This window comes from Pseudomonas sp. OE 28.3 (assembly GCF_014268205.2).
Classification (GTDB): Bacteria; Pseudomonadota; Gammaproteobacteria; order Pseudomonadales; family Pseudomonadaceae; genus Aquipseudomonas; species Aquipseudomonas edaphica.
This window is the reverse complement of the sequence record NZ_CP077082.1, coordinates 124,155-139,773: the sequence shown is the minus strand read 5'-3', so window position 1 is coordinate 139,773 and position 15,619 is coordinate 124,155. Positions and strand designations below refer to the sequence as shown.

General features: G+C 60.0%; 11 protein-coding genes. 4 read left to right on the top strand and 7 right to left on the bottom strand.

Annotated elements, in window-relative coordinates; genetic code table 11:
* The first annotated feature begins 20 nt into the window (after window positions 1-20).
* Together HU759_RS00605 and oadA are read left to right on the top strand one after the other, a co-directional pair.
* Window positions 21-1,436, top strand: a complete 1,416-nt coding sequence (locus tag HU759_RS00605; RefSeq protein ID WP_003213442.1) for an acetyl-CoA carboxylase biotin carboxylase subunit — start codon at window positions 21-23, stop codon at window positions 1,434-1,436.
* A gap of 11 nt (window positions 1,437-1,447) precedes the next feature.
* On the top strand, window positions 1,448-3,256 hold the full coding sequence (oadA, locus tag HU759_RS00600; protein WP_017135777.1) for a sodium-extruding oxaloacetate decarboxylase subunit alpha: 1,809 nt from the start codon (window positions 1,448-1,450) through the stop codon (window positions 3,254-3,256).
* 82 nt (window positions 3,257-3,338) lie between these two features.
* Here the strand turns inward: oadA and HU759_RS00595 are convergent, their stop codons facing one another.
* The 3 genes from HU759_RS00595 to HU759_RS00585 all read right to left on the bottom strand — a co-directional run bounded on the left by HU759_RS00595 (window position 3,339) and on the right by HU759_RS00585 (window position 6,426).
* Window positions 3,339-4,610, bottom strand: a complete 1,272-nt coding sequence (locus tag HU759_RS00595) for an autotransporter outer membrane beta-barrel domain-containing protein (protein WP_017135778.1) — start codon at window positions 4,608-4,610, stop codon at window positions 3,339-3,341.
* Window positions 4,611-4,777: 167 nt separating this feature from the next.
* Window positions 4,778-5,608, bottom strand: a complete 831-nt coding sequence (locus tag HU759_RS00590; protein WP_170036656.1) for an amino acid ABC transporter permease — start codon at window positions 5,606-5,608, stop codon at window positions 4,778-4,780.
* A complete protein-coding gene (locus HU759_RS00585) occupies window positions 5,605-6,426 on the bottom strand; it encodes an ABC transporter substrate-binding protein (protein ID WP_186617244.1) in 822 nt (273 codons plus the stop codon). Before HU759_RS00585 ends, HU759_RS00590 begins: the two co-directional genes overlap by 4 nt.
* A 112-nt stretch (window positions 6,427-6,538) precedes the next feature.
* Here HU759_RS00585 and HU759_RS00580 point away from each other — a divergent pair, with 112 nt between their 5' ends.
* A complete protein-coding gene (locus HU759_RS00580; protein ID WP_170036658.1) occupies window positions 6,539-7,438 on the top strand; it encodes a homocysteine S-methyltransferase family protein in 900 nt (299 codons plus the stop codon).
* A 3-nt stretch (window positions 7,439-7,441) separates the two neighbouring features.
* On the opposite strand, the gene HU759_RS00575 is transcribed toward HU759_RS00580, so the two are convergent.
* The 3 genes from HU759_RS00575 to HU759_RS00565 are packed head-to-tail and all read right to left on the bottom strand — an operon-like array spanning window position 7,442 to window position 9,214.
* Window positions 7,442-8,122: a GNAT family protein gene (locus HU759_RS00575; RefSeq protein ID WP_186617245.1), complete on the bottom strand. Its 681-nt coding sequence runs from the start codon at window positions 8,120-8,122 to the stop codon at window positions 7,442-7,444.
* Between the two features lie 10 nt (window positions 8,123-8,132).
* Window positions 8,133-8,579 (bottom strand): GNAT family N-acetyltransferase, encoded by a 447-nt coding sequence (locus HU759_RS00570; RefSeq protein ID WP_058421099.1) that lies wholly within the window; start codon window positions 8,577-8,579, stop codon window positions 8,133-8,135.
* The gene (locus HU759_RS00565; RefSeq protein ID WP_099550233.1) at window positions 8,576-9,214 is read right to left on the bottom strand and encodes an FMN-binding negative transcriptional regulator; all 639 of its coding nucleotides are present in this window, start codon (window positions 9,212-9,214) and stop codon (window positions 8,576-8,578) included. The genes HU759_RS00570 and HU759_RS00565 overlap by 4 nt, the downstream gene beginning before the upstream one ends.
* Window positions 9,215-9,301: 87 nt before the next feature.
* On the opposite strand from HU759_RS00565, the gene HU759_RS00560 reads away from it, so the two are divergent.
* Window positions 9,302-10,840 carry a PLP-dependent aminotransferase family protein gene (locus HU759_RS00560; RefSeq protein WP_170036664.1) on the top strand — a complete coding sequence of 513 codons (1,539 nt, stop codon included), beginning with the start codon at window positions 9,302-9,304 and terminating at the stop codon, window positions 10,838-10,840.
* Window positions 10,841-10,846: 6 nt separating this feature from the next.
* On the opposite strand, the gene HU759_RS00555 is transcribed toward HU759_RS00560, so the two are convergent.
* Window positions 10,847-15,469: a DUF6543 domain-containing protein gene (locus HU759_RS00555; protein WP_186617246.1), complete on the bottom strand. Its 4,623-nt coding sequence runs from the start codon at window positions 15,467-15,469 to the stop codon at window positions 10,847-10,849.
* Window positions 15,470-15,619 lie beyond the last annotated feature (150 nt).

Genomic DNA, 15,619 nt, shown 5'->3' with positions numbered 1-15,619 from the left:
CGGCTCAAGGGAATTTCCAAGTGATAAAAAAGATCCTGATCGCCAACCGTGGTGAAATTGCCGTACGAATCGTGCGTGCCTGCGCCGAGATGGGCATTCGCTCGGTCGCGGTTTACTCGGACGCCGACCGCCACGCGTTGCACGTTAAACGTGCCGACGAAGCCCACAGCATTGGTGCCGAGCCGCTGGCCGGTTACCTGAACCCGCGTAAGCTGGTGAACCTGGCCGTGGAAACCGGTTGTGACGCCTTGCACCCAGGCTACGGGTTCCTGTCGGAAAACGCCGAGCTGGCAGACATTTGCGCCGAACGCGGGATCAAGTTCATCGGCCCGTCGGCCGAAGTGATCCGCCGCATGGGCGACAAGACCGAAGCGCGCCGCAGCATGATCAAGGCCGGTGTGCCGGTCACGCCGGGCACCGAAGGCAACGTGGCTGATATCGCCGAAGCCCTCACCGAAGGCGACCGCATTGGTTACCCGGTGATGCTCAAGGCCACCTCCGGTGGTGGCGGTCGCGGCATCCGTCGCTGCAACAGTCGTGAAGAACTGGAACAAGCCTTCCCACGCGTGATCTCCGAAGCCACCAAGGCCTTCGGTTCGGCGGAAGTGTTCCTGGAAAAATGCATCGTCAATCCCAAGCATATCGAGGCGCAGATTCTCGGTGACAGCTTTGGCAACGTGGTGCATCTGTTCGAGCGCGATTGCTCGATCCAGCGTCGCAACCAGAAGCTCATTGAAATCGCCCCAAGCCCGCAGTTGACGCCTGAACAGCGCGCCTACATCGGTGACCTGTCGGTGCGCGCGGCCAAGGCCGTGGGTTACGAGAACGCTGGCACCGTGGAGTTCCTGCTCGCCGAGGGCGAGGTGTACTTCATGGAAATGAACACCCGCGTGCAGGTGGAACACACCATCACCGAAGAAATCACCGGCATCGATATTGTGCGTGAACAGATCCGCATCGCCTCGGGCCTGCCGCTGTCGGTGAAACAGGAAGACATTCAGCACCGTGGTTTCGCGTTGCAGTTCCGCATCAACGCCGAAGACCCCAAGAACAACTTCCTGCCAAGTTTCGGCAAGATCACCCGTTACTACGCGCCCGGCGGTCCCGGCGTGCGCACCGACACGGCGATCTACACCGGCTACACCATCCCGCCGTTCTACGACTCCATGTGCCTGAAACTGGTGGTGTGGGCGTTGACTTGGGAAGAAGCCATGGACCGCGGCCTGCGTGCCCTGGACGACATGCGCCTGCAAGGCGTGAAGACCACCGCCGCCTACTACCAGGAAATCCTGCGCAACCCGGAATTCCGCAGCGGCCAGTTCAACACCAGTTTCGTGGAAAGCCACCCTGAGCTGACCAACTACTCGATCAAGCGCAAACCCGAAGAGCTGGCCCTGGCCATCGCCGCCGCCATCGCCGCCCACGCAGGCCTGTGAGGAATACAACAATGTCCAAGAAAATATTCGTAACCGACACCATCCTGCGCGACGCACACCAATCGTTGCTGGCTACCCGCATGCGCACCGACGATATGCTGCCGATCTGCGACAAGCTCGATAAAGTCGGCTACTGGTCCCTGGAAGTCTGGGGTGGCGCGACCTTCGACGCTTGCGTGCGCTTTTTGAAAGAAGACCCGTGGGAGCGCCTGCGCAAACTGCGCGCCGCGTTGCCTAACACACGCCTGCAAATGCTGCTGCGTGGCCAGAACCTGCTGGGCTACCGCCACTACAGCGACGACGTGGTCAAAGCCTTCGTCGCCAAGGCTGCTGTGAATGGCATCGACGTGTTCCGCATTTTCGACGCCATGAACGACGTGCGTAACCTGCGCGTGGCTATCGAAGCGGTCAAAGCTGCCGGCAAACATGCCCAGGGCACCATCGCCTACACCACCAGCCCGGTGCACACCATTGACGCTTTTGTGGCCCAAGCCAAGCAAATGGAAGCCATGGGTTGTGACTCGGTAGCGATCAAGGACATGGCCGGGCTGCTGACTCCGTACGCCACCGGCGAGCTGGTCAAGGCATTGAAAGCCGAGCAAAGCCTGCCGATCTTTATCCACTCGCATGACACCGCCGGCCTGGCTGCGATGTGCCAACTCAAGGCGATCGAAAACGGTGCCGACCATATCGACACCGCCATTTCCAGCTTCGCTTGGGGCACCAGCCACCCGGGCACCGAGTCGATGGTCGCCGCCCTTAAAGGCAGCGAATTCGACACTGGCCTGAGCCTGGAACTGCTGCAGGAAATTGGCCTGTACTTCTACGCCGTGCGTAAGAAGTACCACCAGTTCGAAAGCGAATTCACTGCCGTCGACACCCGCGTGCAAGTCAACCAGGTGCCGGGCGGGATGATTTCCAACCTGGCCAACCAGTTGAAAGAGCAGGGCGCACTCAACCGCATGAGCGAAGTGCTGGCCGAAATCCCGCGTGTGCGTGAAGACCTAGGCTTCCCGCCGCTGGTCACGCCGACCTCGCAGATCGTCGGCACCCAGGCGTTCTTCAACGTGCTGGCCGGCGAGCGCTACAAAACCATCACCAACGAAGTGAAGCTCTACCTGCAAGGCGGCTACGGCAAGGCGCCGGGCACCGTGAACGAGAAGCTGCGTCGCCAGGCCATTGGCAGCGAAGAGGTGATCGATCATCGCCCAGCCGACCTGCTCAAGCCGGAGATGACCAAGTTGCGCGGCGAAATCGGCGCATTGGCCAAGTCCGAAGAAGACGTGCTGACCTACGCCATGTTCCCGGATATCGGGCGCAAGTTCCTCGAAGAGCGCGACGCCGGCACCCTGGCGCCTGAAGTGCTGTTGCCGATCCCTGAAGCCGGCGGCGTGGCGCGTGCCGGTGGTGAAGGCGTGCCGACCGAGTTCGTCATCGACGTGCACGGCGAAAGCTACCGCGTGGATATCACCGGTGTTGGCGTGAAAGCCGAGGGCAAACGGCACTTCTACCTGTCCATCGACGGCATGCCCGAAGAAGTGGTGTTCGAACCGCTCAATGAGTTTGTCAGCAGTGGCGGCAGCAAGCGCAAGCACGCGACCGAGCCGGGCCATGTCAGCACGGCGATGCCGGGCAACATCGTCGACGTATTGGTCAAGGAAGGCGACGTGGTCAAAGCGGGCCAGGCCGTGCTGATTACCGAAGCCATGAAGATGGAAACCGAAGTGCAGGCAGCGATTGCCGGCAAGGTAACTGCCGTTCACGTGGCCAAGGGCGACCGGGTCAACCCTGGCGAAATCCTGATTGAAATCGAAGGCTGACCCAGCCTTCGACACTACCGCTTAATCCTCGGGGGGGCAGGTGCTCCCCTTTTTTTTGCCTGAAATTTACCGATCGGCGCGCTTAAAAACTCATCTTCCACTCCCCCGTCAGGCCCTGGCTGCGGCTGTGGGTACCGGCATGGGCACTGTAGGTCAGGCCCACGCTGTGTTCGGTGGATAAGGCGAGGTCCAGGCCTGCTTGCATATCGAGGCTATTGCGGTCCAACGAGGTACCGGTGATGGTGAAACTGTCGATGATTCCCGGTGCGGCGCGAGTGGATTGGCGCACTTGGCTGTCGACTTCGCCGTAAAGATGCTTCCAACTGGTACTCACGTGGGGTGTGAGGCTCATCCGATTGTCGAACCGGTACACCGTGGCCAGCCGCAGGCCAAAGGTGCTGTTCAGGTTTTGCTGGGTTTGTGAGCCGACGTTCAGCGCGGTCACGCCGCCCTTTTCTTTAAAGCTGTCACGGTGGTAGCGCTGATAGCCCAGGCCTGCGAAGGGCTCTACCTGTACGTCGGCACTGCCCAATTGGTAGCCCAGCTCGGAAAACACTGTTTGGCTTTGAGCGTTGTAGTTGCCCTGGAGTTGCTCCTTGAAACCGAGCAAGTTGACGTCACGTTTGTTCTTGCCCGCGTGATCACTGTAGAACGCCCCCATGCGCAGGGCCAATGGGCCGTCCTGGCGCACGGCATAACCGCCAAGGTGCAAGCTGTCGAGTTCGCCTTTGAAACGTTGAGCTTGAAGCTCGCTGGTGGACTTGGCGCCCATAACACCGACTCGCCACGCGTCACCCACGGCCCAGTCGGCGCCCAGCATCAGGCCTTTGGTGCCCTGTTTGAGCCCGTCGCTGCCGCCTTGTTTGTCGAGCTTGCCGCCGTTGCCCAGGCCTTGCACCCACAAATGGCCATCGCCATGACTGGGCAGCGTGCGCAGGGTTGCGAGCAATGAGTCGCTGATGTGCGCGGTGGCGTTTTGGGTCGCGCCAGCCAAGTTGGCATTTTGGCTGCCTGCCAGTTGCTCGAATGCGGCACCCAGGCCGCCTGGTTGTTGGGACAGTGCGTCAGCGGCTTTTTGCAGGCCTTTGATTTCTTCCGAGGTCAGGTCGCCGGCTTGCAGTGCACGTTGCAAAGCCGGTTTAAGCACTGCAGCCAGTTGCTGGCCGTTGTGAGTCGTCGCCTGGTCGAAGTAGCTGTCGATGGGCACGATTGGAGCCGGTGGCTGGTATTGCCAACGGTCATTGGAAAGATCCAGCTCGAATTGAAAAGGTGCAGCTGCGAAGGCAAACGGAGTACTGGCTACGCCAACAGCCAGGCTGATAGCGCGTGCAAGGTTTAGGACGGAGAAGGGCATGAAGTCATAGCCTCTGGTGAATGAGGCCGGGAATTTAGCGAGATGGCGGGGCGATAACTGTCAGGCTATCGACCCCTGATTTGCGGGAGTTGTCTCTACTGCGGTGCGATTAAAGCCGCATTTGCCTTAGGCTCGTCAGCGCGTGGTTGAGGCTGTTGCCCTAGGCATCACCCCCGCTGCACATAGCCTTTGCCGTAGTGACGCTCCAGGCGCGCCTGGATCAGTTCCAGCCCGAGGGACATCACCCAGTAAATGATCGCGGCGGTCGTGAGCATTTCGATGTATCGATAACTTGATCGCCCGTACGACTGCGCCAGGAACATCACTTCCCACACGCCCATTACCGAGATCAGGGACGAGTCTTTGAGCATGGAGATGAACTGGTTGGTGGCGGGCGGCACGATGGTGCGCATGGCCTGGGGCAGGGTGACGTGCCAGAAGATCGCGCTGTCACGCATGCCCAGGGCCAGGGCGGCTTCTCGTTGGCCGTGGGGAACACCGAGGATGCCGGCGCGGAAGATTTCGCTCAGGTAGGCGCCGTAATTCAGTGAGAGCGCGATGATCCCGGCGACGATGGCGCCTGGTACCAGGCCCAGTTGGGGCAGGCCCAGATAAATCAGCAGGATCTGGATCAACAACGGCGTGCCGCGAAAGAACGAGGCGTAAAAACTCGCAATGCCAAAGGCCACGGCGCTTTTCGACAGGCGCCCCAGCGCGGTGATAAAACCCAGCACCGACGACGCGACTATCGAGCAAAGGCACAGAAACAGCGTCAGCGCTGCGCCTTGCAAAAACCCGTTCGGCGCCAGGTGCACGCCGACCAGGTTGGGCAGTTTGTCGAGGATGATCGAGAACTTCAGGTCAAAGCTCAGGAAGAAGCTGGCGAACAGGCAAAACAGCGCCGCCCACGTCAGGTACAACCGCGTACGAAAGCCAAAGAGTCGCTGTAGCCGCGATGCGTTCACCGGCGGCTGGGGAGGTGTCGGGAAGGCGGTCATTTGCTGATATCGGCGCCGATCCATTTTTGCGACAGCTTGCTCAAGGTGCCGTCCTGTTTCAACTGCGCGAACACTTCACGCACCTTGGCATCCCACTGCGGGTCACCTTTCTCGATGGCCACCGAATTAGGCTCGGCATACAGCGATTCACCGGCGAGCTTGAAGCGCTTGTCCTGGTTCAGGCGCGGTTGGGCAGTGACCAGGTTGGTGAGGATCGCATCCAGGCGGACACCGGCGCCCAGGCCCAGGTCCTGGAAGGCGACGTTATCGGTGTCGTACGGGGCGATCTGCACATCCTCGAACGGGTACTGAAGTTGCGTATCTTCGGCGCCTTCGATCACCAGGTTCTTGTTCAGGTAGCTTTCATAGCTGGACGCGCTGGTGAGGCCGACTTTCTTGCCGCTGAGGTCTTTGGCGCCATGGATGCGCTCATCCTTGGCATTCACAACGATCACCGCAGGCGAGGCGTAGTACTCCACCGGGAAATCAAACACCTCGGCGCGGGCTTTGCTCGGGGTCATGGAGCAGATGCAAATATCGTAGCGGCCGCTCCAGCGACCTGCGGCAATCACATCCCAGGACGGCGTTTCCAGACGCAGCTTCACGCCTAACTTCTGCGCGACTGCCTTGGCCACGTCGACGTCAAACCCATCGAGTTGGTTCTGCTCGTTGAGAAACGAGAATGGCGGGTAGCTTTCCATCAGCACGCCCACCAGTTCTTTCTTTTGCTCAACCCGGTCCAGGGTTGCACCGCCAAAGGCTTGGTTAGAGGCAGCCAGCATCGTCAGGCCCAGGGCCAGCAGCGGTTTAAGTTTCACAATCGACACCTGAATAAAAAAGGGTTGTTATTAACCAGACGGTACGCATTAAATAGTTATAAGAACGACTCTCATAGTGAGTTATTTTCATAAGCTTATGAGTAAAAAGCATATGGGCACAGTAAGCGCAGTAATTCTCGATGGTGGCATGGGCCGTGAACTGCAACGCCGGGGCGCGCCGTTTCGGCAGCCGGAGTGGTCGGCATTGGCGTTGAGCGAAGCGCCGCAGGCGGTAGAGGCGGTGCACACGGCTTATATCCAGAGCGGTGCCAACGTCATCACCACCAACAGCTACGCGGTTGTGCCGTTTCATATTGGCGAAGCGCGGTTTGCTGCCGAAGGCCAGGCGCTTGCGGCGTTGGCCGGTGAATTGGCGCGACGTGCGGTACAGGCTTCAAGCCAGACGGTGCGTGTGGCAGGCTCATTGCCGCCGCTGTTCGGCTCCTACCGGCCCGACTTGTTCGAGGGCGGCCGAGTCAGCGAACTGCTGACGCCACTGGTGAATGGCCTGGCGCCCCATGTCGACCTATGGTTGGCGGAAACCCAGAGTTCAATCGTTGAGGCACGGGCAATCCACGCCGGCCTGCCGCAGGACGGAAAACCGTTCTGGCTGTCGTTTACCTTGAAGGATGAAGACACCGATGAGGTGCCACGCCTGCGTTCTGGCGAACCGGTGGCAGACGCGGCTGAAGCGGCTGCGCAACTTGGTGTGGCGGTGCTGCTGTTCAATTGCAGCCAGCCGGAGGTGATTGGCGCAGCCATTGATACCGCGCGCCAAACGTTTGAGCGCCTGGGGGTGAGCATTCAGATCGGCGCCTACGCTAACGCCTTCCCGCCGCAGCCCAAGGAGGCCACCGCGAACGATGGCCTCGACCCCCTGCGTGACGATCTCGACCCACCCGGCTACTTGCACTGGGCCGCCGATTGGCAGGCACGCGGTGCCAGCCATTTAGGCGGTTGCTGCGGGATTGGGCCGGAGCACATTGCGGTGCTCGCCCAGAAGCTGGCCTGAGGCTTAAATCGCCTGGCGGCGACACTCCGCCAGGCCTTTCAGCTGACCAGAACCGGCCTGGTTCGCTTCGGACAACCACTCTTCAAAGCCTGCGCCCACGGTGGGCCATTCCGAATCCAGAATCGAATACCACGCGGTATCGCGATTCTGCCCCTTCACCACCATATGCTGGCGGAACACCCCTTCAAAGCTGAAGCCCAGTCGTTCGGCCGCGTATTTTGAACGGGCGTTGCCGTTGTTGCACTTCCACTCCAGTCGACGGTAGCCCTGCTCGAACGCGTATTTGGCCAACAAGTACACCGCCTCGGTGCTTTTGGGCGAGCGTTGCATCGGCGCGCCGAAGGTGACGTGGCCGATTTCGATACGGCCGTGGGCCGGGACGATGGACATCAGGCTGAGGATGCCTTGCACATCGCCGCTGACGCGGTCGATCACGCTGAAAAAGTATGGGTCGCTGTTGGTTGCATGGTTGTTGAGCCAGGCATCGAACGCGGCGCGCTCCGGGAAGGGGCCGTAAGGCAAATAGTCCCAGAGTTTCGGGTCGGCACCGGGGCCTTCAAGGGCGCGGAACAGGCCGTCGGCATGCCGCGCCGGGTCGAGTTTTTCCAGACGGATAAAACGCCCTTCAAGCAGTTGAACCGTGGGCGCCGGGACGCCTTTCCAGTCGGCGGGTGAGATAGGCATGCTGCGCTCCTTAAAGACCTTTGCGAAATTGAATGAAACCCGGGCGTTCGGCGATGCGTTCGTACAGCGCAATCGCGGTGGCGTTGGTCTCGTGGGTCAACCAGTGCACCTTGGCACAGTTATCGGCCTTGGCGGTGGCGTAGACAAACTCGATCAACTTACGGCCCACGCCAGTGCCGCGCTGGGCTGGGTCCACCAGCAGATCCTGCAGGTAGCAGGAATTCTCGATGCTCCAGTTGGAGCGATGGTAGATAAAGTTGACCATGCCCACCGCCTTGCCGTCCTGCCAGGCGAGCGCCGAATGGGTCGGCTCGTTGGCATCGATCAGGCGTTGCCAGGTGCTTTGGCTGACGGCGTCCGGCAGTTCGGTTTCGTAGAACTTCAAGTACGCCTGCCACAGCGGCAGCCACGCGGCGTGATCGGCGGCAGTCACTTGGCGGATGTCGATCTGACTCATTCTGAAACTCCTTGGGGAATAAAGCGCGCGAGGGTCTGGTCGCGCACATCAAGGCTGGCAGCCAGGCCTTCGCGCACGCCGGCAATATCGGCTGTGCTGCGGTTCTGGCTGAGTTTGCGCTTGCCGAGCAGGCGCTCGACGGGCAGGGCGAAGCCGACGATGGCCTTGAGCATGCCGTCAATGTAGTCGGCCGGGGCGTCGCTGACTTTCCATGGCTGGGCGCGGCTGCCTTCGTGGCGATCGGTGAGGGCGGTGACCACCGCGAGCAGACGCTCGGCGTCGGCAAATACCTCAGCCTTGCCGTAGGCATGCACGGCGATGTAATTCCAGGTGGGCACCACTTTGCCGTGCTCGGCCTTGGCCGGGTAAAACGCCGGGCTGACATAAGCGTCGGCACCGGCAAAAATCACCAAGGCTTCGCTGCCATTTTGCAGGTCACGCCATTGCGGGTTGGCCTTGGCCAAGTGCCCGTAGAGCGTGCCATTCGGGCCTTCATCGGGGTTGAGCAGCAGCGGCAAATGGCTGGCCTGCAGGCCTTGCTCACCAAAGGTCACCAACTGCGCCAGGCGGGTGTGCTGGATCAGTTGCTGCAGTTCGGGCAAATCATTGAGGGCAAAGGCGCGCGGTGTGTACATGGAAATTTTCCTTGGCGAATGCCTGCATCCTAGGCAGGCTAATGGTTCGTTGTAAGAGCCATCTGGCACCAATTTCATAGGTCCAATATGTCGCCCATCGCGCCGCCGCTGTCGTTCAACCCCGCAGGTATCGAGTTGGATCGCCGTCAGGGGCTGACGCGCCAACTCTATGAGGCCCTGCGCCAGCGCGTGCTGGACGGGCGACTGGTCAGCGGCACGCGATTACCCGCCACGCGTGATCTGGCGGCGGCGCTGTCGATCTCGCGCAACAGCGTGGTGCGTGCCTACGATCAGCTGTACGCAGAAGGGTTTATCGAAAGCCGGGTGGGTGACGGCACCTATGTGGCCCAACTGCCCACGGCAAAAAAACTATCCACAAAAGTATCCACAGGGTTTTCAACAGGGTTATCCCCAGCCTTATCCACAAAATGGGCGGATTTTCCGGAAGATCTGGACAATGAAGTTATCCACAGGGCGGGCCTGGCACGGGTAAAAAACAACCACCTGGCTCACCCTCCGGCTGGACCGCCTCGGGCATTTCGAGTGGGTGTGCCGGCCTTCGACCTGTTCCCGTTTGATATATGGGCCAAGCTGAATGGGGCGTTCTGGCGCAAGCCGAACCTGGAACTGCTGTGCTATGGCGACCCGGCCGGTGACGATCGTTTGCGCGGTCTGATCGCTGCCTATTTGCGCAGTTCACGTGGCATGCAATGCACGGCTGAGCAAATTGTGATCACCAGTGGCGCACAGCAAGCGATTAGCCTTTGTGCACAGTTGCTGGTGGAGCCTGGGGACGGCGTGGCAGTGGAAAACCCCGGTTATCGCGCCGCCGGCCATGCGTTCGCCTTGGCGGGCGCTCGATTGCATGGCGTACCAGTAGACAGCGAGGGCCTGGATTGCCAGGTGCTCAACGCTCTGCATGATTGCCGTGTGGCCTATGTCACACCTTCCCATCAGTATCCGTTGGGCGTGGTGATGAGCCTGGCCCGGCGTCTGGAGTTGCTGGCCTGGGCCGAGCGTACGGGCGGCTGGATCGTCGAGGATGATTATGACGGAGAGTACCGCTACAGCGGTGCGCCGCTGTCGCCCTTGGCGGCGCTGGATCGCAGTGGCCGCGTGTTATACGTCGGCACCTTCGGCAAGGTGGCGTTCCCGGCATTGCGCCTGGGCTACCTGGTTTTACCACCGGCCCTTGTGCAAGCGTTTACCCGGCGCCGCGCTGTGGACATGCGCCACTCCGAAGTCAGTACTCAGGCGGTGATGGCTGAGTTTATGGCGGCAGGGCATTTCCAGCGCCACATTCGCCGGATGCGCCGCGCTGCGCTGAGCCGGCGCAATGCTTTGTTGGCCGGTTGGCCGGACGGGTTGCCTGGCGTCGGGGCCTTGCCCAGCGTTGCGGCCGGGCTGCATCTGACAGTGCGAGTGGACAGCCTTGCCCGCGAGCAGACGTTGCTCGCTCAGGCCCATGCGGCCAATGTTGAGATCAATGGTTTGAGTAGCTATTGGCTGGCGTGCACAAGCCCACCACCGGACCAGCGCGCAGGCCTGGTGATGGGGTTCGCCGCTGTGCCCGAGGCGGCCATCGCGCAGGCGCTGGCACGTTTGCGCCAGGCGTGGCAGGCATAAAGACCATCAGCTGTTGAAGAACAGCGACTTGGCCAATTGATCACCGATGCTGCTGCGGTGGATTTCTATCATTTCCCAGTCACTGGGGCCGGTGCGTTGGCGAGAGCCACCAAGGCGCTGTTGTTCACGGGTTTTCAGGTGGCCCTTCTCGAATTTCTCAAGGGCGGCGCCTTTCGTTGCATAGTGAAAGTGCGCGTACCACAGCACAGTGTTGGTCTCTTTATCGCGTACTTCGTACTCGTCCAGATAGCCCTTAGGCGGCCCTTTGACGGCGCGGCGGCTGAAGGTTTTGCCGATCTTTATCAGCCCTTGGCTATGCAGCCACTCCACCCGCGCCGCAGTTGGCGGTTGCTGTTTGAGCATGTCTATGTAGGTTTTTCTACCCAGGCGATAAAGCCGCTGTGCTGCCTCGTTGAGGTTGCGCTTGGTCGAAGCGGCGGAAGTATGACCGCTTTCGGTGAGATTGCGCCGAGTCAGCGCTTGCTCGATATCGTTTGACGCGTCCTCCAGTTGTTTGCCGTAGGCGTCGAACATATCTTGGATGTCCTGGGGCGAATGCCAGGGTTTACGCGAAAAATCCCGGTACTTGTGGGTTTCAGCTCGCTCGCTGTCCAATAGCGATTGCCCGGTGTTGATGCTGGTATCCAGGTCTACAGTGGCAGGCGCTGGCGGTGGCGGGCTGACCTTTTGCTGCTTGACCCAGACGCCTGGGGTTTTTTCATGAAACGTAGCGAGTACCTTGCCCGTCACGGACGCCCTGACATCGACCAGCGTGCTGTCGGCCTCTTGGGGCTGGGCTATTAAAGTGCCGTCGTAGCGTGTCTTGATGACTTTGCGCCGTGGCGCGGGCGGGGCTTTTGAGCTGCCGGGCTTGGGCTCCAGGGCTTTTTTCTCGCGCAGCAGTTGCGCCAGGTCGTGAATAGCCCGCTGGCTGAATTCGCCAATCTGCTGTCGAAAGCTTTCCAGGCGGGGTTTCAGCAGAAACTGCGGGTGCTCGGCATGCATGTCCAGCAGGCGTTGGTCTGCGCTGGAAAATTGCTCAACCAGGCTGTTGAGCACATCAATGCGTTCATCCAGCGTGCCGCTGTCCCGTTTCATGATTTCATTGAAACTCTCGACGTTCAGTTCGGCTGTATCGACGCTCTGGTCCACCTGCTCTCGCAGCGTGGCAGGGATCTGGCTTTGCTCTTCATCGATACACAAGTAGCGACCCAAGCTGATTTCCAGAGATTTGAGCTCAGCGAGGGTGAGCAGTGGCAACTCGCTCAGGGTTTTTTGAATGACCGTTGCGCCGTCATCTCCCAGCACTTTGAGATCGCTGAAACGGTTGTTGATGAACTCCAGGCGCTTGATGATTGCCAGGTTCAAGGTGGACAGGGTTTGTGCGCTTCGCGCCTGGTTTTTATAGTCAATGTCTACTTCGGGGTCGAGGATCAGGGACGAAGCCTTCAAGGCCTCTTTATAGCCCACCAATTGTTGTTCCACGACTACCTGAGTCAGTTGTATTTGCTGTTTCAGGTATTCACTCATGTTGCTCTGATAGGTGGGCACGGCCTCGATGATGCTCAAGGACTTCAACTGACTGATCGCTTCATCGTAAGCCGCCAGCCGGTTGTCGACGTTGCCTATGAACGCTGTACGCAGCAGGTCCGTGGAAGGGCCGGGGGCGGCGTCCAGTGCAGGCTTTGCCTTAAGCACGTCCAATTGTTTGCTGGTGGCGACCGCGTCGAAGGCGTTGAGCTGGGTCATGAGTGTTGCCACGCGCTCAGGCTGATCGACCTTGACCGCTCGCCGACGGTGTCGAAGACCTCCACCGCGCAGTCGCAAACGGACATCAACAAACCACTGGCCCGCCAGGTTGCCGATCAACGGCGGGCCCGTACGCAACGGTGCCTTCGGGTCAATGATGATGACACTGTCGTTGTCATCCACCCTTACCTCGAACCAACGCTCACCAACCGGTGCATACCACTTGTCTGCAAGTGGATACAGGTTCAAGTGGCGCCCGGGCGTTTTGTTTTGTTCGCCAAGGTTATCGGGTTTGGCGACGTTGAAGCCGTCAAGTGTCTTGGCCAGGCCCAAGCGGCTATGGCTCAGGGCCCCCAGGATGTGTACGGCGTCTTGATGCTTGGCGGGCAGTTGGCTGTCGGGAATATTTGCTTGTTGCACAGCAGTATATTTTTTCTCGGTGACGGGTGGTTTATCGGCAGTTTCGATCGGTGTTGACTCGGATTCAGTTTCGATCTTCGGCGCCTCGAACTGTTCCAGCGGGCGCGGATGGCGCAGGGCGATGTGCAGGGTCAGAGCCATGCCCAGGTTGAGGAATACATCGACTAACGCTGTCCACGAAGCTTGTTGATCCCCCTTGTTCACAGCCTCCTCGGTGGCTTGCAGGTCGTCCATGATTTGCCAGACCCAGGCGGCAATTCCGACGGTACGGCCCATGAACGGCAGGGCAGCGTTGAAGATTTGCCAGCCAGTGTGTCGAAACGTCGCCCAGCGTTTCTGCACATTGGACACCGACTGGCGGTCCGCCAATTCGACCATGGCGGTGGCGTTGGCCTTGAACAGCATTGCCAGGGCGTCATTGCCCACTTCTTCATCGGTCAGGGTCACGGGGCCGCTCATGTACAGCACGGTAAGGGGTTCGACCAGGGCTCGCACCACCGTCCAGGGCGAGGGCAAGGTGTCCGGGAACACATATTGGGCGTAGTTGAAGCTTTGCGCTTGCGGCAGCCAGGCCAGCACCGATTCGCGCAAGGGGCGGTCATGTTTGATGGCGTACAGCAGGTTTTGCCGTGACGGGAATTGCATCAGCATCGGTTCCAGCAACGGGCGATAAAGCAGGCACGGACCGGCGCTGGCGTTCCTTGGACCGATCACGAACATATTGGCGACCACGTCGCGCTCATGGCCGGGGCGCAGGGTGGGCACGAAGGCCAGGGCGCGGATAACAATGGGCTGCCCGTCTACATGCCGGTCGTATTCATCGGCGTGCATCACGGCGGCAACGTAGCGGTAGCCGAGTTCATCAATTGCGCCCTGTTGGCGGATTTTCATTTGCAGGGCCAACAGCGGCAGTTGCAGGCGCAGGTGGTTGATGTAGAGCTGCTGGCGGTGACTGGATTGCGCCGGGTCATCGAGCAGTTTCTGTTTGATCAGCACGGGATAGTGCTTGCCGATATCAACGTCTTCGATCAGGTCTTTCAAATAGCTGAAGGACAGCCAACTGGGGACGCCATCGTCATTGCCGTTGTAGTGCACCGTGGTGTTGCCGGTGGGCAGGCCGGTGAGGTTGTCCAACGCCAGATCGATCAGGCTGCGACGGGTGATGTCCACGCTGCCCGGCACGACGAGCGTGCCCCACACCACCGGGCTTTCGATCACCACCTCGATTTTGTCCAGGTTCAGGCTCGCACCGTCTTTATGCGAGTGGATGCGGCTTTGCAGTTGTGTGCGGGCATAGTCGCGAATGGGGGCAATGCCGTCCCGGAATGTTTCGCCGTGATAATGGGTATGCAGTTGGGCCAGGTCGATCATGTAGCGGCTATAGGCGGCGGTGTCCGAGTCCGATGCCGAAGCGAGCCAGTCGGGCAGTTGATGATGAACGTCTCGGATACTCGAGAGTTGGTGATCGCTCATCTCTTCGATGCTGGGCACAATGCGGGCGACGGTGGCCGGGCTTGCCTGCTCCTCTGCCGGCTCCTCGACAAAGGCCTGGCCGTAACTGCCGATGGCGCGGATTTGTAGTTCGATCAGAGTACAGGCCAGTGTGTCGAAAAAGTTGCCATCGGGTTCATACAAGCGCCATTGCAACGTGGTATCGCGCTTTGGCGCACTCAACCGGGCGGGCAGCGAGGCGCCGAATGTTTCAAGTGACTCAAAGGTTTCGTAACCGCTTACCAGCGAGTGCGTCAGGATCAATGGGCGTTTGTCATGCTCGCCAACCAACACGGCGATGTCCATGAAACTGACGTGGGTGGACTCGCCGTCCCGGAGTAGATCGACATCAACCAGGTAGGCGTGACTCTTGTAGCGATCATTCAACGAGCGTCTGTCCCGGTCGGGTTTCTGGAACACTCCACGGGCCATGGCCGCTTGGTGCTCATCCAAGCCTTGCTCTTCGGTGACGTTCCACACTTTCCTCAGCGAGTTGGAAAACGTCTGCCAGCGTGGTCCGCTGCTACCGTTGGAGGCGTTCCAGAAGTTAAGTTGCTGTTCCTGAAACGCGATGAACAGAAAGTCGGATAACTCATTGATCAAGCGCGCGATGGCATCGATCTTCACCTCAAGGTGCACAGGCGCCGCCGCGTACGGCTGCAAAGTGAGGAAGTGCTCGCCATCGATGTAAGTTACCCGCTCGCGGGACAGCGCTTGATGAGCCAGCACTGAGGTCAGGGATTGGAGAACGGCTGGCGCCGGCTCGACAGTGCTGCCCACGACATTCCAGCGAGGGCTGATCACCATGGCCAGGTCGGGGTCGATATTGAGGGTGGGGTAGAGTTCTTTGAGTGCCGCGCGCAACGTGGTGGCGGCGACCTCGTGGGTGGTGGGCCCGGTGGTTAACTGGGTGAGCAGTTCATAGGTGCTGGGTGGGCGATGATTGTTGTTAAGTAGATCGTTGGGCATGTGTTGCTCCGCTGCAATCGCTAGCCTGGACGGGCGTTGAGGATGTGCAAGGTAGCGATGGCCGTTGCCGGGAGGACGGTAGATAAATAGCGGTGGCGCCGCTAAATCAGATCAGACGCGTTCGCCCGTGAAGGGCCGGTAGAGAGCTGG